Source organism: Chryseobacterium sp. 22532 (assembly GCF_052044665.1).
Taxonomy (GTDB): Bacteria; Bacteroidota; Bacteroidia; order Flavobacteriales; family Weeksellaceae; genus Chryseobacterium; species Chryseobacterium lathyri.
This window is the reverse complement of record NZ_JBQENJ010000003.1, coordinates 446871-465255: the sequence shown is the minus strand read 5'-3', so window position 1 is coordinate 465255 and position 18385 is coordinate 446871. Positions and strand designations below refer to the sequence as shown.

Annotated in this window: 19 protein-coding genes and 1 tRNA gene; 5 read left to right on the top strand and 15 right to left on the bottom strand. The window is 37.5% G+C overall.

What is annotated here, in order from left to right; translation table 11 throughout:
* Positions 1-64: 64 nt before the first annotated feature.
* Both ACTJIV_RS09945 and ACTJIV_RS09940 read right to left on the bottom strand, forming a co-directional pair.
* Positions 65-144, bottom strand: a tRNA-Leu gene (locus tag ACTJIV_RS09945).
* 68 nt (positions 145-212) lie between these two features.
* On the bottom strand, positions 213-980 hold the full coding sequence (locus ACTJIV_RS09940) for an MBL fold metallo-hydrolase (protein ID WP_440627172.1): 768 nt from the start codon (positions 978-980) through the stop codon (positions 213-215).
* 54 nt (positions 981-1034) lie between these two features.
* Here ACTJIV_RS09940 and ACTJIV_RS09935 point away from each other — a divergent pair, with 54 nt between their 5' ends.
* Both ACTJIV_RS09935 and ACTJIV_RS09930 read left to right on the top strand, forming a co-directional pair.
* A complete protein-coding gene (locus ACTJIV_RS09935; protein ID WP_111956088.1) occupies positions 1035-2462 on the top strand; it encodes a TonB-dependent receptor in 1428 nt (475 codons plus the stop codon).
* A gap of 11 nt (positions 2463-2473) precedes the next feature.
* Positions 2474-2923 carry a GAF domain-containing protein gene (locus tag ACTJIV_RS09930; protein WP_111956090.1) on the top strand — a complete coding sequence of 150 codons (450 nt, stop codon included), beginning with the start codon at positions 2474-2476 and terminating at the stop codon, positions 2921-2923.
* A 338-nt stretch (positions 2924-3261) separates the two neighbouring features.
* Here the strand turns inward: ACTJIV_RS09930 and ACTJIV_RS09925 are convergent, their stop codons facing one another.
* From ACTJIV_RS09925 to ACTJIV_RS09895, 7 genes are all read right to left on the bottom strand, one after another.
* On the bottom strand, positions 3262-3999 hold the full coding sequence (locus ACTJIV_RS09925) for an ABC transporter substrate-binding protein (protein ID WP_440627169.1): 738 nt from the start codon (positions 3997-3999) through the stop codon (positions 3262-3264).
* Positions 4000-4021: 22 nt separating this feature from the next.
* The gene (mgtE, locus tag ACTJIV_RS09920; protein ID WP_111956094.1) at positions 4022-5344 is read right to left on the bottom strand and encodes a magnesium transporter; all 1323 of its coding nucleotides are present in this window, start codon (positions 5342-5344) and stop codon (positions 4022-4024) included.
* Positions 5345-5516: 172 nt separating this feature from the next.
* Positions 5517-5681, bottom strand: a complete 165-nt coding sequence (locus ACTJIV_RS09915) for a hypothetical protein (protein WP_157963372.1) — start codon at positions 5679-5681, stop codon at positions 5517-5519.
* Positions 5682-5710: 29 nt separating this feature from the next.
* Complete coding sequence (locus ACTJIV_RS09910) at positions 5711-5854, bottom strand: bacteriocin-like protein (RefSeq protein WP_157963373.1); 144 nt, start codon at positions 5852-5854, stop codon at positions 5711-5713.
* 36 nt (positions 5855-5890) lie between these two features.
* The gene (locus ACTJIV_RS09905; RefSeq protein ID WP_157963374.1) at positions 5891-6034 is read right to left on the bottom strand and encodes a bacteriocin-like protein; all 144 of its coding nucleotides are present in this window, start codon (positions 6032-6034) and stop codon (positions 5891-5893) included.
* A gap of 38 nt (positions 6035-6072) precedes the next feature.
* Positions 6073-6225 carry a bacteriocin-like protein gene (locus ACTJIV_RS09900; RefSeq protein ID WP_156122694.1) on the bottom strand — a complete coding sequence of 51 codons (153 nt, stop codon included), beginning with the start codon at positions 6223-6225 and terminating at the stop codon, positions 6073-6075.
* A gap of 619 nt (positions 6226-6844) precedes the next feature.
* Positions 6845-7396, bottom strand: a complete 552-nt coding sequence (locus tag ACTJIV_RS09895; protein WP_440627166.1) for a pyruvate decarboxylase — start codon at positions 7394-7396, stop codon at positions 6845-6847.
* A gap of 174 nt (positions 7397-7570) precedes the next feature.
* Between ACTJIV_RS09895 and rpsO the strand changes: the two genes are divergently transcribed.
* Positions 7571-7840: a 30S ribosomal protein S15 gene (gene rpsO / locus ACTJIV_RS09890; RefSeq protein ID WP_034704056.1), complete on the top strand. Its 270-nt coding sequence runs from the start codon at positions 7571-7573 to the stop codon at positions 7838-7840.
* A 56-nt stretch (positions 7841-7896) separates the two neighbouring features.
* On the opposite strand, the gene ACTJIV_RS09885 is transcribed toward rpsO, so the two are convergent.
* Both ACTJIV_RS09885 and ACTJIV_RS09880 read right to left on the bottom strand, forming a co-directional pair.
* Positions 7897-8256, bottom strand: a complete 360-nt coding sequence (locus ACTJIV_RS09885; RefSeq protein ID WP_440627163.1) for a DUF4260 domain-containing protein — start codon at positions 8254-8256, stop codon at positions 7897-7899.
* Positions 8257-8396: 140 nt separating this feature from the next.
* Positions 8397-9818, bottom strand: coding sequence for a sugar MFS transporter (locus ACTJIV_RS09880; RefSeq protein WP_440627161.1), 1422 nt, complete (start codon positions 9816-9818; stop codon positions 8397-8399).
* Between the two features lie 444 nt (positions 9819-10262).
* Here ACTJIV_RS09880 and ACTJIV_RS09875 point away from each other — a divergent pair, with 444 nt between their 5' ends.
* Positions 10263-12542: a polyribonucleotide nucleotidyltransferase gene (locus ACTJIV_RS09875; RefSeq protein ID WP_440627159.1), complete on the top strand. Its 2280-nt coding sequence runs from the start codon at positions 10263-10265 to the stop codon at positions 12540-12542.
* A 303-nt stretch (positions 12543-12845) separates the two neighbouring features.
* On the opposite strand, the gene ACTJIV_RS09870 is transcribed toward ACTJIV_RS09875, so the two are convergent.
* The 4 genes from ACTJIV_RS09870 to ACTJIV_RS09855 form a co-directional block, all read right to left on the bottom strand.
* Complete coding sequence (locus ACTJIV_RS09870) at positions 12846-16013, bottom strand: M1 family aminopeptidase (RefSeq protein ID WP_440627157.1); 3168 nt, start codon at positions 16011-16013, stop codon at positions 12846-12848.
* Between the two features lie 2 nt (positions 16014-16015).
* Positions 16016-16888, bottom strand: coding sequence for an ABC transporter ATP-binding protein (locus ACTJIV_RS09865; protein ID WP_440627155.1), 873 nt, complete (start codon positions 16886-16888; stop codon positions 16016-16018).
* 203 nt (positions 16889-17091) lie between these two features.
* Positions 17092-17295: a helix-turn-helix domain-containing protein gene (locus ACTJIV_RS09860; RefSeq protein WP_040995723.1), complete on the bottom strand. Its 204-nt coding sequence runs from the start codon at positions 17293-17295 to the stop codon at positions 17092-17094.
* 1 nt (position 17296) lies between these two features.
* Complete coding sequence (locus ACTJIV_RS09855; protein WP_440627152.1) at positions 17297-17812, bottom strand: DUF2975 domain-containing protein; 516 nt, start codon at positions 17810-17812, stop codon at positions 17297-17299.
* A gap of 161 nt (positions 17813-17973) precedes the next feature.
* Here ACTJIV_RS09855 and ACTJIV_RS09850 point away from each other — a divergent pair, with 161 nt between their 5' ends.
* Complete coding sequence (locus tag ACTJIV_RS09850; protein ID WP_440627150.1) at positions 17974-18318, top strand: TfoX/Sxy family protein; 345 nt, start codon at positions 17974-17976, stop codon at positions 18316-18318.
* The last annotated feature ends 67 nt before the right edge of the window (positions 18319-18385 follow it).

The following is an 18385-nucleotide window of genomic DNA, read 5'->3' as shown; positions in this document are numbered from 1 at the left end:
GAAGAGCTAATTTTTTAATTTAATAAAAAACCTCTGAGAATCAAATGATTCCAGAGGTTTTTAGTACCCAGGACCGGGATCGAACCGGTACTCCTAAGAACTGGTGTTTGAGACCAGCGCGTCTACCAATTCCGCCACCTGGGCAAGTGTTAAATTGGTGTGCAAATATAGAAACTTTTTTTAATGTTCAAAAGCTTTTTAAGAGAAAAATTTTAAAATTCTATTTCCAAACCATCATAGGCCAGATGCATTCCCTCCGGAAGATCCTTATCTTCAATATCATGCAGCCCAAGATGATGGCTGATGTGAGTTAAAAATAATTTTTTAGGCTTAAGCTCCTTAAACAGGGCAATGACGTCAGGAAGGATAAAATGAGCTGGATGCGGATCGAATTTTCTGATGCAGTTTAAAACTAGTACATCCAGATTCTGCAGTTTCTCCTTTTCTATATCCGAAATAAAATTGGCATCCGTAATGTAGGCAAGGTTTTTAAATTTATATCCGAAGACCGTAATTTCATAATGAATTACTTCAACAGGCGTGATTTCGGTATCTAAAACGTGGAAAGGTTTATTTTCAATTTCGTGGAGATCAAAAGCCGGCGCTCCCGGATATCTTATATCAGCGAAGGCATAAGGAAAACGGTTTTTAATCTCATGTCCAACTCTGTGGAAGCAGTAAATAGGCATGTTTTTTCCGCTTTTAAAGATCAGCGGACGCATATCATCAAGCCCGATCACATGGTCATTATGTTCATGGGTAAAAAGAGCAATATCTACAGTGTTTTCGTGGTTGAGAAGCATCTGTTCCCTGAAATCCGGACCGCAGTCGATGAGTATTTTTTTACTTTCCTCAGTAGTAATCATTACTGAAGAGCGGAAACGCCTGTCTTTGGGATTTTTGGAAGTACATACCTCGCATGTACAGCCTATAACGGGCACACCCTGGGAAGTACCGGTTCCTAAAAATTTCAACTTCATTTTCTTTTGAGGTTGGTTTAATTTTGGTAAATTTACGAAAAATTTCACGTCCTAATGTATCAGAAACTAACTCCTAAACAAAAAGCATTAACAATTAATCTAGATCCTACTATTTATGGTACTTTCGCAGAGATTGGAGCAGGGCAGGAGACTGTTCGTCACTTTTTTAGAGCAGGAGGGGCTTCGGGTACAATTGCTAAGGCGATGTCTGCTTATGACAAAGATTTTAGTGATGCCATTTACGGAAAAGAAGCAAAAAACAGGTATGTTACTCAGAACAGACTTCGTAAAATGCTCCGTTATGAAGTTGCGTTAATTGAAGAAAGGATTTCAAGGGAAAATAACCCCAACAGAAAATTTTTCTCTTATGCAAACACGGTAACTACCATTAATTTCGATAAAACACTTAAAGGCCACGGCTGGGTTGGAATCCGATTCCAGACAAAGGAAAACGAAGATTATAATGAGATCGTGATCCACGTAAAATTTAAGGAAAATGATGCTACCTTACAGCAGGAAACTTTAGGAAACCTTGGAGTAAACCTTATTTTCGGAGCTTTCCATTACTATGACAATCCAAGAAATTTAATCGAATCTTTATACGATGACATTGCAAAAGACGGTCTTGAAATTGATATGATCGATTTCAGTGGTCCTGCTTTTGACTATGTTGATAACAGGCTAATGTCATTGCAGCTTGTGAAGCACGGAATGACAGATGCGGTGATTTTCAATTCCCAGGGGAGCAATATGCTGCCTGCCGATGTTTTATACAAGAAAAATATATTCGCGGTAAGAGGAAGTTTTAGACCCGTAACGAAAGTGAACATCGATATGCTTAAAAACGGCCTTGAGATGTTCCAGAAAGATGCAACCTGTACTCATGAAGAAACAGAAGTGCTTATTGAGATCACCATTTCAAACCTTCGGGCAGATGGTGATATTGATGAGAGAGATTTTATGGACAGGGTGGATATTCTCGGTAAACTGGGATATACCGTTATTATTTCCAACTTCTCGGAATACTACAGGCTGATCGATTATTTTGCTTCCTATACGAGCGGAGATATTGGTGTTGCAATGGGTGTGAATAACCTTCTGATGGTATTTGACGAGAAATATTACAAAGATCTTTCAGGTGGAATTCTTGAAGCATTCGGAAAATTCTTCAGAAACGGGATGAGGGTGTACCTTTACCCTTACAAAGATCCTGAAACCCATGAATTACTGGATTCTTCAAACCTTAAAGTAGAAGAAAACTTAAAAGAACTTTACAAATATTTCAAGCACAACAACCGTATTGTAGATATTACCAATCATAATCCGGAGTTCCTGGAGATTTATTCCAGAGAAATATTAAGAAAAATTGCATGCTGTGTTAAAGGCTGGGAAAACCAGGTTCCTGAAGGTGTGGCAGAAATGATAAAAGAACGTGGAATGTTCGGCTATAAAGAAGAGCTTTCCTTCAAACAATTCTCCTAAAACAAAATAAAATGTCAGAAATAAAGAAAAGACTTTCTTCCATTCTTGAAAGTCCAAAACATAATACAGAAGAAAAGCTTGAGAAGGTATGTCACCTGCTGGACCAGGAAATCTCCTACTTCAACTGGACAGGATTCTACTTTAAAAATGGGGATAAAGATGAGCTGAAACTCGGTCCTTACGTAGGAGCACCTACCGATCATACTATCATTCCTTACGGAAAAGGGATCTGCGGACAGGTTGCTGTTTCCAATGAGACATTCGTAGTTCCGGATGTTCATCAGGAAAGCAATTATCTGAGCTGCTCTATTGATACGAAAGCTGAGATTGTGGTACCGATTTTCAAAGACGGGCAGAATGTGGGTCAGATTGATATCGATTCCCATACTGTAGACCCATTTACTGCTCAGGACCGTGAACTTTTGGAATGGCTTTGTAATGAGGTGTCAAAGATTTTGTAATTGAAATTTCAATTCTACAGATAAAATACAAGCTCCGGTGTAAATTGGGGCTTTTTTGTTGCATTTAAATACAATTGGTGGCTGAGGTTTCCGAACCCATCAAGTTGATTGGTTCAAGAGATTGCTGAGAAATATGGATATTCTTTTTGACCACCCGTCAAAAATTCTTTGAATTTTCGCCACCCCTCTAGAGAAGGGGAATTCTGAACCCTCAGACAAATTTTCGTCCGTATGAAAATCAAGATTTTCAGAGAACTTAAGTGCTCTTCTATGCAGCTTTTATTACAACTTATAAAAAACTTAAGTGTTTAAAACTTTTACCCCTTTTGTGGTTAAAATTAACGCTGCATTGCATGGATTTCAGCTTGTAATTCTTTAAAATAATCCCCGCATTTTGCAATATGCGTTCCGTACCATGAAAATGCCTCTCCATCCACGATCATGATCTTTTTGTCAGGATAAAAAGCCTTCATCTCCTCAATATGTTTTTCTTTGAAAGGGAAAGGTTCCGAAGAAAGCATAATGACTTCCGCTTCAGCAAGATCTTCCATTTGAATCTCAGGATAACGGGTTCTGTTTTTAAAAATATTTTCAAAACCAATCTCTGACAGAATTCTGTGTATAAAAGTATCCGAACCAATGGTCATATAAGGATTTTTCCAGATAAGATAAGCTGCTTTTATTGTTGAATTGAGTTTTGCTTGTTCCAGGACCTCATAAATCTTAAGATTGAACTGTTGTGCCCTTTCTTCTTTATTAAAAAGATTCCCGAGTGTTTTAAGAAGGTAATAATTATCTTCAATGGTCTCCACATTAGTCACGATGACTTTAAAATCATCCATCAGTGTTTCTACCTGCTCTTTGATATTTTCCTCTTTATTGGCCAGAATGAGATCCGGCTGCAATGCCCTGATCTTATCAATATTGATATTTTTTGTTCCACCAATAACCGGAACATTTTTTACTTTGTTTTCAGGGTGGATACAGAATTTTGTTCTCCCGATCACTTCATTTTCACTAAGATCAAGATCAAATAACGCCTCTGTAATAGAGGGAACTAAAGAAACAACTTTCATATTCAGACTTTCTCTGCCTAAATTACAAAAGTTTTCCTGTCAGGAAAAGCCCGGCTACAGAAAAATAAATAATAAGCCCGGTAACATCTACCAGAGTGGCGACAAATGGAGCGGAAGAAGTAGCAGGGTCTAGGTTCAGCTTTTTCAGTATAAAAGGAACCATAGATCCTGAGAGTGTTCCCCAAAGAACAATCATCACGAGAGAAACACCAACACTTAAACCTACGTATGGCCAATACATTCCATAATTGAAGAATCCTGCTTCATGCCACACCATAATCCTTAAAAAGCCGATCACACCAAGAATACCACCCAGAGCCAGCCCGGTAAAGATTTCTTTTTTCATGACATACCACCAGTCTTTCAGACCAATTTCCTGAAGAGCCATAGCCCGGATAATAAGAGTTGCTGCCTGAGAGCCGGAATTTCCTCCACTGGAAATAATTAGCGGAACAAATAAAGCCAATACAACAGCTTTCTGAATTTCATCCTCAAAATAACCCATCGCAGAAGCAGTCAGCATTTCTGAGAAGAAAAGAATGATCAGCCATGTTCCTCTTTTTTTGATCATCTCCACCAGAGAAGTTTGCGTATAAGGATCATCCAAAGCTTCAAGACCCCCGAATTTCTGGATATCTTCCGTATTCTGCTGTTCGATCTGGTCGAGGATATCATCAATCGTTACAATACCTACAAGAACGCCGGCTTCTGTAATGATGGGAAGAGCAGTCCGGTCATATTTTTCAAAATACGTTACCGCATCTTCTTTCGAAGTAACGGTGGTTATCGCAACGAAATGATTGTCGGTCAAGTCCGAGATCAAAGTATCTTCCTCAGCCAAAAGAAGGCTTCCTAAAGCAATATCATCAATCAGTCGGTTTCTTTCATCCACTACATACAGGTGGTTCATGGTTTCCACTCTTTTACCGACCTTTTTAATCTGCTGAAGACATCTTTTTACCGTCCATTCTTTACGGATCTGGATGTAATAAGGCGTCATCAGACGGGCAATAGAGTCTGAGTCATAGCCAAGAAGCTTCAGGGCAATCCTTCTTTCCTGAGGATTAAGGTGATTGATGGAATACTTGATCAGCTCATCCGGAAAGTCCTCAAAAAGAGAGGTTCTGTCATCCGGAGTCATTCCGTTCAGGATTTCTGAAACTTCTTCGCTTCCGATACTTCTGATCGTTTCTTCCTGGAAATCAGGATCAAGATGGGAAAAAACTTCCGCTTTATATTCTTTCGGAACTTTTAAAAATGCCAAAAGCCTCTCGTCAGCAGGAAGGTTGCTGAGAGTTTCGGCGATATCGGCAGGATTAAAGATAAGTTCGTCTCTGGAATTCAAAACGTGAATTTTTTGGATATGCAAAAATAATTCAAAAATTTAAGACTATGAAGGAAAGCGGCAAAATTAAGGATTAATTAAAGCTTAAAATGAATTAGAATGTTTTTTAGAAACAAAAAACACCCGCCGGAGCGGATGTTCAAAAATTAAATTTAATTCATAAATACCTATATTATTCAAGAATAGGTCCGCATAAAGGGTATGGAGAAGGCATACACATGCCTCCGTCACAGCATTCCCCAAATCCACACTGAGTGTGGTCCTGGCATTTTTTGCCCAGTCCGCTGCCGTTGATCGTCAGCTGTTCTTTTCTGGTGAGCTTTTTTATATTCTTCATGGATATCTTGTATTAAGTAAAAAACTGATTTATTCTTCAATACAGTCGTATTCCATGCACACTCCCCGGCAGCAGAAACCAATAAAACATGGTCTGGTTGCGCTGCATCTTTCAATAGCTCCTCCGTTGATTTTTCTTTGCTGTTCTCTGTTGAGTTTCTTTAAATTTTTCATGATAAATATTTTTTAGTTCAATAAAAGATAAGGCTTTTAGAATTCAATACATGCCTGTGGGCTACATACTCCATCACAACACCATCCAACGGTGCATGGTCTGGTTAAACTGCATCTTGCGATAGTCCCGCCATTGATCTGGCTTTGCTGCTCTCTGTTTAATTTCTTTAGATTTTTCATATCAATAGATTTAATCATTAAGATAAAAGATCTAATACTTATAGCTCAGGATCAATACATGCATAAGGTGAGCATACTCCGTTGCAGCACCATCCTATAGAGCAGGGTCTGTTGGTATTGTTACATCTGTTAATAGCTCCTCCATTAATTTGTTTTTGTTGCTCTCTGTTGAGCTTCTTTAAATTTTTCATATTATATAAGTTTTAATTTGTAAAACTAAAATAGTAAAAAATATTTAATTATTCATCTATTGGTGAAAATATTTATCTAGTAATCAGTTTGTTCTGGATGTTTATCAGTTTTTATTAAAAAGTGTAAATAGAAAAAAACGTTGGGGAAGTGAATGATGAATGGTGAGTTTTGCTACGCAAGTGAATCGTTAGTTCTGAAATTAATTATGTGCTAAAAATTGATAGCGGAGCAAATTGACCAATGACCATTAAAAATAGTGATTGATTTGTGAATAGTGAATCGTCAATGGTGAAATTTAACTGCTTAACACATCAATTGACTTGCGCAGCAAAATTCACCATCAGAGATATAGTTTGTGAATAGTTAACTACTTAACACATCAATTGACTTGCGCAGCAAAATTCACAATTGACCATTAGAGCTATAGTTTGTGAATAGTGAATCGTCAATGGTGAAATTCAACTGCTTAATACATCAATTGACTATTGACTTGTGCAGCAAAATTCCCAATTGACCATCAGAGATATAATTTGTGAATAGTGAATCGTCAATGGTGAAATTCAACTGCTTAGCTTACCCATTAACAATTGACTTGCGTAGCAAAATTCACCATTCACTTTAAAGCTCTGCTCCAGCCCCGGATTTAAGTTTTCTGAGTTTTTTCAAAATACCCTTGATCGCACCATCAGTTCCTATTTTAATAGAATTTTCTGTGGAACCTAGAAGGCGCATATTTTTCTGGTAAGTGTCATAATCGGTTTCTGTAACCAGATTTCCTCCTGCATCAAAAAGCTTCATGCTTACTACAACCTGGTTGGAAAACACATATTTACCGATGCCTACTTTGAAATACCTTACTTTAGGAACAATAGCAAAATCAGCGTCGTTATTGACACAGTAATCGGTGATGGTTTGTTTTTCAACACTGTCAAAAGGGATCTGCACCTCGGCTCTGAGTACTTTATTCTTTCTCCCGCTGAAATTATCGGAAACAGCACTGAAGAACGCCAGGTTTGTAGGCTCTTTGATTTCCTCAATATCAGGTTCTACCTCGGGATTGAAGTATAGGATTTTTTTTGTCTTGTTGTCAGCATTTTTCTGTGCTTTTACCGAAATAACACCGACCAATAAAAAAGTTCCAAGAGCTGTAAAGAATATAAATTTTCTCATTGTGTAATTCGTATGCAAAATTACTGCCTTTTCACCGGATGACATACAATTTATTAAGAAATTTTTAACATTTTTTTCTATCAAATTCAATAAATGAAATCGATAATGTTTGCAGAATCAAAAAATAGTCGTAATTTTGCACCCGTTACATAATAATCATTAAACAATATTGGAATGTACTTAACAACAGAAAAAAAAGCAGAAATTTTCGCAAAACATGGAAAATCTGCACAGGACACAGGAAGTGCTGAAGGACAAGTAGCTCTTTTCACTTTCAGAATCAACCACTTATCTCAGCACCTAAAAGCTAACCGTCACGATTTCAACACAGAGAGATCTCTAGTGAAATTGGTAGGTAAAAGAAAAAGCTTATTGGATTATCTTAAGAAAAAGGATATTACAAGATACAGAGCTATCATTGCTGAACTAGGTTTAAGAAAATAATCTACAGAGATTTTCAAATAAAAGCAACTTCGAAAGGAGTTGCTTTTTTTGTGTTCTTATTTTTTGTCTTTTCCGATTTTTCCCAAATGTGTATTCTGAAAACTGTCAGGATACTTCAGTCCATAGCCTAATATTCTGTCGAAGGCTGAATGCGCAAATAAAATAGCCCCAATCATCTGTAAATAGGGAAGTGCTAATGCTGTTCCCACAAGGTACACCATAAGAGCAACACCCAAATGATGGAAAAGATTATAGCAAAAAGCGCCAATTTTATTGTTTACAGTATATCCCAGCATGGAAATGTCCGGAGCCAGGAATAGTCCGGCAAACCACCACCAGGAAAGGCCAGTCTGGCTAAAAGCAAATATTCCCAGCATTAAAAAAGCAAAATATTCCAGCTGTAATTGAATCTTCATGACAAAAATATTGATTATTTGATAGGTGTCTGATTCAATGTAAAAGTTACAGCTTAAATTGTATTTAAAAACAAAAGTGAGACGTTTTTAAACATCTCACTTTAAATTATGAATTTAAAATTCTGTATAAAAATAATTCTTTAATGTCCCGATTTTGCGTCAGTGCTTTCCACATGCCCTAAATATTTGCTGCAATAAGCCCCAAATACAAGAATCACCAGATAACAGAATACCGGAATGATAAATGAATGCTGCACTCCCAACTGATCGGCAAGGTAGCCCTGGAAAATAGGAACGATAGCACCACCCAATATAGCCATTACCACCAAAGATGATCCCTGGCTGGTGTATTTACCCAAACCTGAAATAGCCAGAGTATAAATATTGGAAAACATAATTGAGTTAAAGATCCCGATTCCCAAAATGCTGTACATGGCCAATTCACCATGATTAACCATTGCAGAGATAAGAAGAATGACATTAATGCCGGCAAAAATAGATAATGTCCTTGCCGGAGCTGCCTTACCAATAAAGAAAGCAATAAAGTTAAGTACAATAAATACAAGGAAAAAGCTGATTTGTGCAAAGCTTAGGTCCACAATACTGAAAATAACCAGGAAAACAGCAGCAGCTGCACCCAGCATATAGACTGCTTTTTTCCCCTGGCTTAATGATTGATTTAAAGAAATTGCCCCTAAAAAACGCCCGATCATTGCTCCGCCCCAATAAAGAGAAAGATAATTTTTGCTGATGATCTCATTAAAGCCCATGATCTGAGGCTGTTCCAGAAAGCTGATGATAAAGCTTCCCACTGCTACTTCTCCCCCTACATAGCAGAACATGGCAAAAACGCCGAATTTCAGATGGCTGAACTGAAGAGCACCCCAGCCTTTTACGATCTCTTCTTCCTGGGTCTGGAAAGAAGGCAGTTTCACTCGGGAAATCAGTAATGCGACCAATAACAGGATTCCTGCAAAGATCAGGTAAGGAATTCTTGTCGCCACAGCACTGAACGAGCCGTCCGGAGCCGAGAAAAATTCAAAGATCAGATGGCCCCCAAGAACCGGTGCAATCGTGGTTCCGAAAGCATTGAAAGCCTGGGTCATATTCAGTCGGCTGGAAGCAGATTCTTCGCTGCCGAGTAATGAAACATAAGCATTAGCCGTGATCTGAAGCACGGTAAAGCCTAGTCCCAGAATAAATAAAGCTCCAAGAAATAAAGGATAATAAGAAAAAGTCGCAGCCGGATAAAATAAGACACATCCAAAGGCGGCCAGAAAAATACCGAACATGATTCCTTTCTTGTAGCCTGCTTTATTAATAGGGTCTCCCTTTGAAATGGAGATTAGAAAATAGATCAGAGAACCAATAAAATACGCTCCGAAAAAACAGAACTGTACCAGCATCGATTCGAAAAAGGTGAGCTTGAAAAGCTGTTTCAGATAGGGGATCAGGATATCATTCATACAGGTAATGAATCCCCACATAAAAAAGAGCAAAGTAATTGTAATTAAAGGAATGGTGTAATTCCTGCTCTGTGTTTTTACTTCTTTATTGATCATAAACATTTATTTAATTTGAAAAGAATTAAATTCTCTCAGTTGATTTTCCTCGTACATCTATATTTGAGAAGCAGGACAAATATAAGCTAGCAAAGTGTTTTTCTGCAACTTTTTCAATGTTTTTTATGTAAATAAATCAACTTTTCCGATATGAAAATATTATTTACACTTTTTGAGACAATAATACGAAAACAACAGGATTTAATAATCAATTTTCTTTAAAAAAACATTTTTTATCATTCTGAATCATGAATAGGTTCAAATATACCGTCAGTAATTTTTACATCTTTGATAAAAAAGGAAGGGAAATCTTACGATTCTGAGTAGTATTTCTGAGACTGAAAATTTAATATCTCATTATTATATGGTATATTTGCACACGAAAATTTAGACGAAATATCAATAATTAAAGCACTCAATACGGAGTGCAACACAAAACAATTTATGAGTATACCTCAAGCAATTACAGAAACGATTATTCTTGCAGACGGCAGAGAAATCACAATTGAAACAGGAAAATTAGCAAAACAGGCTGATGGTTCTGTAGTCGTAAAAATGGGTGGAACAATGCTTTTAGCAACTGTTGTAGCCAGTAAAGAAGCAAAAGACGGAGTAGATTTTCTACCCTTAACTGTAGATTACAGAGAAAAATTCTACGCAGGAGGAAAAATTCCTGGAAACTTTTTTAGAAGAGAGGCCAGACCGTCAGATCAGGAGATCTTAACAATGCGTTTGGTAGACAGAGTTCTTAGACCATTATTCCCAGAAGATTTCCATGCTGAAGTTCAGGTAATGATTTCATTAATTTCTTATGACGGACAGTCGATTCCTGACGATTTAGCAGGTCTTGCAGCATCTGCAGCGATTGCTATTACAGATATTCCTTTCAACGGGCCAATGTCTGAAGTAAGAGTCGTAAGAATCAACGGTGAGCTTTCTATCAACCCTAAATTTGAAGATCTTAAAATTGCTGACCTTGACATCATGGTGGGAGCAACTAAAGATTCTATCGTAATGGTAGAAGGGGAAATGAAAGAAATCTCTGAGCAGGAAATGCTTGAAGCTATCCAATTCGCTCACGTAGAAATCAAAAAACAAGTTGAAGCTCAGGAAAGATTAGCTGAAAAGGTAGGTAAATCATTCCCAAAAAGAGAATACAGCCACGAAAATCACGATGAAGCTATCCGTGAGAAAGTGTGGAAAGAAACATATGATAAAGTATACGAGGTAGCGAAAACTCCTTCAGGAAAAGAAGAAAGAGGTGAAAAATTCAAAGCTGTTCTGGATGAATTTTTAGCTCAATATGTTGATAATGCTGAAGAATTAGAAAGAGTAACACCTTTCGCTAAAGTATATTACCACGATGTGGAAAAAGAAGCGATGCGTCAGATGATTTTGAATGATAAAATCCGTCTTGATGGTCGTGATCCTGAAACGATTCGTCCAATCTGGAGCGAAATTGATTATTTACCGGGAGCTCACGGTTCTGCAATCTTTACAAGAGGTGAAACTCAGTCTTTAACAGCGGTAACGTTAGGTTCAGTGAAAGATGCGAACATGGTAGACAGCGTGATGGTAAACTATGACGAAAGATTTTTCTTACATTATAACTTCCCGCCGTTCTCAACGGGTGAAGCAAGACCTTTAAGAGGAACTTCAAGAAGAGAAGTAGGACATGGAAATCTGGCTCAGAGAGCTTTAGCAAACATGATTCCTGAAGAAAACCCTTACACGATCCGTATCGTTTCTGATATTTTAGAATCAAACGGTTCATCTTCTATGGCAACTGTTTGTGCAGGAACTTTAGCATTGATGGATGCTGGTATTCAGATTGCAAAACCTGTTTCCGGGATTGCAATGGGATTGGTAACAGACGTTAAAACAGGAAAATTCACTGTTCTTTCTGATATCTTAGGAGATGAAGATCACCTGGGAGACATGGACTTTAAAGTTACAGGTACTGCAGACGGTATCACGGCTTGTCAGATGGATATCAAGATCCAGGGGCTTTCTATGGATATCATGGAAAAAGCTCTTCTACAGGCAAGAAACGGAAGACTTCATATCTTAGATAAATTAAATGAAACTATTTCTGCTCCAAGAGAAGATGTGAAACCACACGCTCCGAAAATGGTAATGCTTGAGATCTCTAAAGATTTCATTGGTGCTGTGATCGGGCCTGGTGGAAAAATCATTCAACAACTTCAAAAAGATACAGATACTGTTATTGCTATTGAAGAAGTAGGAGAAATCGGAAGAATTGAGATTTCTGGTGTAAGCAGAGAGAAAATCAATGCAGCAATCGCCAGAATCAACGAGATTACATTTGTACCTGTAGTAGGTGAAGTATACCAAGGAAAAGTGGTAAAAGTAATGGATTTCGGAGCTTTCGTAGCCATTGCAAAAGGAACTGAAGGACTTCTTCATATTTCTGAAATTGAGTGGGCTCGTCTGGATAAGGTACCTTATAACGAAGGTGACGAAGTAGAAGTGAAGTTCATGGGTTACGATGACCGTAAGAAAATGAAACTTTCAAGAAAAGTTCTTTTACCAAGACCTGCAAGACCTGAATCTAAACCAAGACCAGAAGGACAGGACAGACCACAAGGTGACAGAAGACCGGAAGGACAGGGTAGACCTGACAGACCGTCAAGAAGAGAAGAGAATACAAGACCGGAAGGGGAAAAACCTGCCGGAGATCAAAATCCTTCTTCTGAAGCTTAATCAAAATCTTTAGATATAATAAATCCCTCAATTTTTTGAGGGATTTTTTTTTTGCATTACATGTATATCATTACAACTCATATTCCTACGATTAATTAATGAGGATTTCGCTGGGCGGAGCGGAGCTGAATTGTTCTATTTTTCTTCAGCTGATATTCCCTGATTGAAAAAAATTAGGTTGAAGAAACTTGAAGTCATACAGTTTGAATAGTAGAAAAAAGAAATCTGCTCAATCTGCGAAAAAATATTTTAATCTCTCGCAGATTAAGCAGATGTTTGTGTAAAGTTTTGTTGGTGAATGATTTATATGGTTTTAAATAATAGGTCAACCTGCTTTCTTGTGGCTTCATCAGGGCAGACTTTATAAAATTCATTGAGTAGATCCAGAGAAGAAGGTTTTTTAGGGTACTGATTGTTCTGTAGAAAATTCTTTAACGCTTTATTTACTTTTTCTTCCCCGATCAGTTCACTTAATTTTACCATGGCCACAGCCCCTTTTGAATAAGATATATGAGTGGTGTCTCCCGTTACTTTATAAATCGGAATATTTTCAGAAAAACCTTTTTCACTGTCGTAGATCTGCTGGTGCATTTTTATTCTTTCCAACATTTTTTCTCTGCCGTGCATTTTTTTGTAGAGCATCATTTCGGTGTACATAGCGAGTGTTTCGGTAAGCATTACTGCGCCTTCCCTGTCATCAGGATCAATCTGGTTATTTCCCCACCACAGATGGGAAAGCTCGTGCCCGGCAAGTTCGTTGATCACATCCTGCTTCTTATCTGCATGAATATTGGCATGGAAAATCATATCCTCAGGCATAAAAACAGCAGACGGATAAGCGGTAGCTGCAAATCCTCTGGTAAAAGATGAAATTTCAGCAAAACTGACTGTTTTGAACGGATATTTTCCAAAGTTCTTTGTACAGTAATCCAATGTAATTTTTGCATTTTCAAGGAGATGATCTGTATTTTCAAAATGGTTTTTCTGATAAAATATATTCACTGTAATTCCTTTGTATAAAACACTTTTCATGGTATAATCTGCCGAAGAGACGGCAAACCGGAACGGAATATTTCCTGCCTTGTACTGAAAATAGCTGCGTCCTGATTTTGTCCATTTTCTAACCAGATCCCCTGTGCCTATTGCGGTCTGGCTTCCTTCTGTAGAAATGATCATGTTCAAATTAATAAAATCCTTTTTAAAGACTTCAGGGGCTTCTGTTTTTTTCAATGCGTCCAGTTTTCCGAGACGATTTTCTTTTCTGAGCTTTTCATCCTGAATTTCTTCTGATTTCTGGTATCCGATCACCGGATAATATCTGCTAATCCTCATAAAAGAACCGTTGCCTATGATTGCATTGAAAGACTGATGCCCGTTTACGGCATACCATTTATAAGATAGTTTGAATTCAAGATGAGCGGTTCCGTTGGGTTTCATTGGTTGGTTTAATTCAACTTCCGATATATTTTTATTAATTCTCAGAGATTCGGATCCGGATTGAAAAACAGCGGATTCTAATTTGAGATCAGGGTTAAAATTGATGAGGATTTTATTGATCTGCTGATCGGTAAAGTTGACCAAAGTATATTTTCCAATGATCTCGTATGCATTTTCTGAAGGATACAACCTGATTTCGGTGATAACATCTGAAATTTCAGGCTGTGGCAGGTTTTCATATTTCTTAAACGCTTTTTCGTACCGGATAGCTTCTGTTAATGCTTTTTCTTCATTTTCAGGGATATAACCTTTCGTGAAAAATATACCGGAAAAAATCCCTGACGAGAGCAATAGAATACTGGCAATAAGAACAATAGTGCTGAGCTTTTTAGTTCTGAAAATTCTATTGATCATCCAAAGAAATGCAATAATTCCGGAACTGAATAAAAGTCTTTCTGCAAAAGCAAGAACGTAAGGTCCATATCCGTTAAAATCACTGTAAGTCCCTTTAAAATCTGAAAATATTCTGAAAAGAGGATAAGGAAGTATTTTACCGGAAACCGGGCCGGTCAGAAGGAATACTGCTAAAACGGAAACGCCCAAAGCAATAAACTTATTTCTGATACAAGCATTAACCAAAAGGATCAATCCTGAAAAAAGCATTAACGGAAAAGTATTAAAAAGAAAAACACCCAGATAGGCACTCCAGTCGATATGAAGGTAATGATACGATGCCTGAAATAAGATGCCTTCGGTTATTAAGATTCCGGTAAAGAAAAAAAGAAGAATACTCATGGAAATAAAATGGCCCATAAGTTTGCTTTCCGAAAAAAATGTTGTGTTTTCGATGGGTGAAAAACCTGATGAGTGACTTCTCCAGTATAAATCATTGATAAAATAAGCTGTAAGGAGAAAGCCGAACAGAGGAAAATTTTCTGAAATGGTTGTTGCCATAAGACCTGATCCCGCATATTTTTGTGGAAGACGGATGCCTTTTTCAATCTCAGCATACATTTCCATCCCGATAAAGAAAAGCAGAAGTATGGAAGCAGAAGGAATGATAATGCCTCTGAAAAGGTAGAGCAGATCAATCTTTACAAAGGACAGCATCGATCTGAGGGCGTTTTTCCGGCCGAAATCTGTTTGTGATGTCACATAAGAAAATGTTGGACTGTTTGTGATTTCGGATTCCGGTAATGCTTTTTTTACTTTTTGTTTTGAATGATCTGAGAAAGAAAATAAATGGTAGGTAAGTAAAAGAAATACTGCAGAAGTGAGTAGATAAATTACCCTGTTAAGTAATAAATATCCTGAAAGAGGAACAATTAGCGTGTTTTTCTGTTGAAAAGAGAATGTTCCTGCTTCAAAGAAATAAGACGATAATCCGAATGGGTCCAAAATGGATGAAAGCTGCTGTGTTTCTATTGACTGGGGTAGGCTTCCTGTCATAAACGGAGAATTGGAAAAGACCAAAACAACCATATACAATACATATAAAAGCAGCCCGCCTACAACGACCAGCAGTTTTTTCTTAGCCGTGAATGAAACAAAAAACAGAAAGCTGCATACAAAAAAACAGTTGATAAACCCGAAAATCAGCATAGGATAAAGATAATATCCTATATTAAAGTAAGTCTGCATCTCACTTCCGGTCCGCAGAACCTGGCCTATGAGAAAGCCTGTCATTAAAAAAGAAAAACTAAGGAAAGTCTGCAGAAAATAGACAAAGAATTTTCCACTCAGATAAGTCCATCTGGAAAAAGGAAATGAAAATAATACAAGATCAAATTTTGAATCATAATCCTTAAAAAGAAACTGAACAGCATAAATTACAGCCATAAACAGGATGGACAGGCTTAGCATTCCTGTCATAAAACCGATGGTATAGGGTGAATTCAGATAGATCCCGTCTCCAACGGTAAGGTTGAATTTGTTACCGCAGAATATACCTGTACTTACCAGGATCAGGGCTATAAGATAGGCTGGCCAGTGCTTGGAAATGCGTCCGGCTTCGAATAAAAATAAAGCATTCATAGTTAAGGTTTTTGGGTAAGGGTATGGAAGTAAACGTGTTCCAGCAGTGGATTTACGGGATCAAAATCTTCAGGTTTTTCTTCTGAAAATATGGTGATGTGGAGTTCTCTTTCAATCAGCTGCCTGCTGATGATCTCATGGCTTGAATAGTAACTTTCCAGCTCATCTTTGCTGATCGGTTTCGACCAGATCCTGTTTTCCAGTTCGGAAATCAATACTGCAGGTTTCCCATGCCGGAGGATCTGCCCTTTGTTCATGACTGCCATCTCCGAGCAGAGGTTTCTGACATCCTCCACCAAATGGGTGGAAAGAATTACAATAACATCCTGGCTGATTTCATTCAGTAGAGCATTGAAACGGTTGCGCTCCTCAGGATCTAGACCAGCGGTAGGTTCATCCACGATAATAATCTTCGGATTTCCCAATAGAGCCTGGGCCACCCCGAAACGCTGCTTCATGCCTCCGGAAAAAGTATGGACCTCCTTCTTCCTGAATTCTGAAAGGTTAACTTTTTCAAGCAGGCTCAGGATCTGTTTTTTACGTTCTGCACTGTTCGTGATTCCCTTTAATATGGCAATATGTTCCAGGAGATCATAAGCTGACACTTTTGGATAAACCCCAAAATCCTGTGGAAGGAAACCCAGATTTCGCTTAATATGATCAGGATCTTTTAAAACATCCGTCCCATTAAAAATAATATTTCCGGAAGTAGGTTTTTGCAATCCTACAATAGCTTTCATCAAAGATGATTTTCCGGCGCCATTGGGTCCAAGCAGACCGAATATTCCGTTTGATATTTCAAGCGATAGGTCTTTAACTGCCTGATATCCATTTTTGTAGATAAGGCTGAGATTGTTGATTGTTAAGGTATTCATAGGTTAAGGTTTGGATAATAGAAGGGTAGAGCAGACCTGTACGGTTGCTTAAAAAGATGAAAAAGGAAGATGGAGGGGGACGTTATCGAGAGAGTCAAGAATCAAGAATCAAGAATCAAGAGCCAAGAGCCAAGAATCAAGATTTTTTTTAAGATTAAGAGATTATTTAAGACTTTTTCACTCTCAAACCTCGCAACTCGAACCTATTCCCGGTACTCAAGAATATCGCCGGGTTGGCATTCCAGAATTTTGCAGATGGCTTCCAGGGTATCAAAACGGACACCTTTTGCCTTGCCGGTTTTAAGAATGGAAAGATTAACGGGGGTGATTCCCAGTTTTTCTGCCAATTCCTTACTCTGCATTTTTCGTTTGGCCAGCATGACATCTAAGTTGACTATAATTGGCATTTTATATAAATAGATCTTGTTCGTTTTGCAAATGTAGTCCTTGCTTAAAGATATTTGCAAGAAACAGACAGAAAATTCCCAACATGAAATGGATAAAAACCAATCCCCAGACAATACTTTCGACCTCCACAAAAAAGCTTGCCGTGATGACCACAGGCAGTGGAATAAAAATATTATACATGTAAAATCTCTTAAGGTGAAGTATATTTTCCTTTGTAAACAGTTTTGACTGAAAAAATACTCTGAAAACTAAAGCTGAAAGCCAGAAAAAAATTCCGTAAGAAACTAAAACCAACAAAAAAGAGAAGATGATATACGAATTATTGTTTTCAATATTCATAAACGGATTTTCTGTAAAAGGATAATTGATATGAAGGTATTGATCATTCTTGTAAGGTGTAACAGAAAAACCTGTAGTCAGGCAAAAAACTGAGTAGGCTAAAGTGATCAGGTACCCTGCAGACAAGAGGATGCAGATATAGTAAAGTATCTTCGAAATAATTTTGGTCTGGTTCATGGCAATAATTATTTAAGTATTGCAAATGTATAATTAATTATCGTAAAACAATAATTATTTTAAATAAAATTTTATTTATATAGATATGATTAAGTTTATTAACAATGAAAATAAGCCTTCTTAACGCGTTTTTTGCTAAATTTAATTCTAAAAATTATTTTATGGCTTACAGTACAGATCTTGCAGACAGAATCCGGGAAAGGCTTTCTGAAGTGGCCGGAATTGAGGTCAGCGAAAAGAAAATGTTCAGCGGATTATCATTTTTGGTGAATGGTAAGATGTGCATTAATGTAAGCCATGATAACCTGATGTGCCGTTATCATCCTGATCTGGAAGAGGAGGTTTCGGAAAGAGCAGGATTTCTTCCGATGATGATGAAAGGAAAGCAGCTTAAAGGATATTGTTACGTGGAACCTATAGGTTTTCAAAAACCTGATGATTTTGAATACTGGATTAAAATATGCCTGGAGTATAATTCGATAGCCAAAGCTTCAAAGAAAAAATAACCTTAATATTCCTGACATTTTAAAATTTAACCATTAAGGTAAAGTTTAGTTATTAAGAATATTAAGA

Excerpts from the sequence above, each read along its gene's own strand:
- ACTJIV_RS09940 (WP_440627172.1), bottom strand. The coding sequence starts at position 980 with ATGAAGTTGAAATTTTTAGGAACCGGTACTTCCCAGGGTGTGCCCGTT.
- ACTJIV_RS09935 (WP_111956088.1), top strand. The coding sequence starts at position 1,035 with ATGTATCAGAAACTAACTCCTAAACAAAAAGCATTAACAATTAATCTA.
- ACTJIV_RS09930 (WP_111956090.1), top strand. The coding sequence starts at position 2,474 with ATGTCAGAAATAAAGAAAAGACTTTCTTCCATTCTTGAAAGTCCAAAA.
- ACTJIV_RS09925 (WP_440627169.1), bottom strand. The coding sequence starts at position 3,999 with ATGAAAGTTGTTTCTTTAGTTCCCTCTATTACAGAGGCGTTATTTGAT.
- ACTJIV_RS09915 (WP_157963372.1), bottom strand. The coding sequence starts at position 5,681 with ATGAAGAATATAAAAAAGCTCACCAGAAAAGAACAGCTGACGATCAAC.
- ACTJIV_RS09910 (WP_157963373.1), bottom strand. The coding sequence starts at position 5,854 with ATGAAAAATTTAAAGAAACTCAACAGAGAACAGCAAAGAAAAATCAAC.
- ACTJIV_RS09905 (WP_157963374.1), bottom strand. The coding sequence starts at position 6,034 with ATGAAAAATCTAAAGAAATTAAACAGAGAGCAGCAAAGCCAGATCAAT.
- ACTJIV_RS09900 (WP_156122694.1), bottom strand. The coding sequence starts at position 6,225 with ATGAAAAATTTAAAGAAGCTCAACAGAGAGCAACAAAAACAAATTAAT.
- ACTJIV_RS09895 (WP_440627166.1), bottom strand. The coding sequence starts at position 7,396 with ATGAGAAAATTTATATTCTTTACAGCTCTTGGAACTTTTTTATTGGTC.
- rpsO (WP_034704056.1), top strand. The coding sequence starts at position 7,571 with ATGTACTTAACAACAGAAAAAAAAGCAGAAATTTTCGCAAAACATGGA.
- ACTJIV_RS09885 (WP_440627163.1), bottom strand. The coding sequence starts at position 8,256 with ATGAAGATTCAATTACAGCTGGAATATTTTGCTTTTTTAATGCTGGGA.
- ACTJIV_RS09880 (WP_440627161.1), bottom strand. The coding sequence starts at position 9,818 with ATGATCAATAAAGAAGTAAAAACACAGAGCAGGAATTACACCATTCCT.
- ACTJIV_RS09875 (WP_440627159.1), top strand. The coding sequence starts at position 10,263 with ATGAGTATACCTCAAGCAATTACAGAAACGATTATTCTTGCAGACGGC.
- ACTJIV_RS09870 (WP_440627157.1), bottom strand. The coding sequence starts at position 16,013 with ATGAATGCTTTATTTTTATTCGAAGCCGGACGCATTTCCAAGCACTGG.
- ACTJIV_RS09865 (WP_440627155.1), bottom strand. The coding sequence starts at position 16,888 with ATGAATACCTTAACAATCAACAATCTCAGCCTTATCTACAAAAATGGA.
- ACTJIV_RS09860 (WP_040995723.1), bottom strand. The coding sequence starts at position 17,295 with ATGCCAATTATAGTCAACTTAGATGTCATGCTGGCCAAACGAAAAATG.
- ACTJIV_RS09855 (WP_440627152.1), bottom strand. The coding sequence starts at position 17,812 with ATGAACCAGACCAAAATTATTTCGAAGATACTTTACTATATCTGCATC.
- ACTJIV_RS09850 (WP_440627150.1), top strand. The coding sequence starts at position 17,974 with ATGGCTTACAGTACAGATCTTGCAGACAGAATCCGGGAAAGGCTTTCT.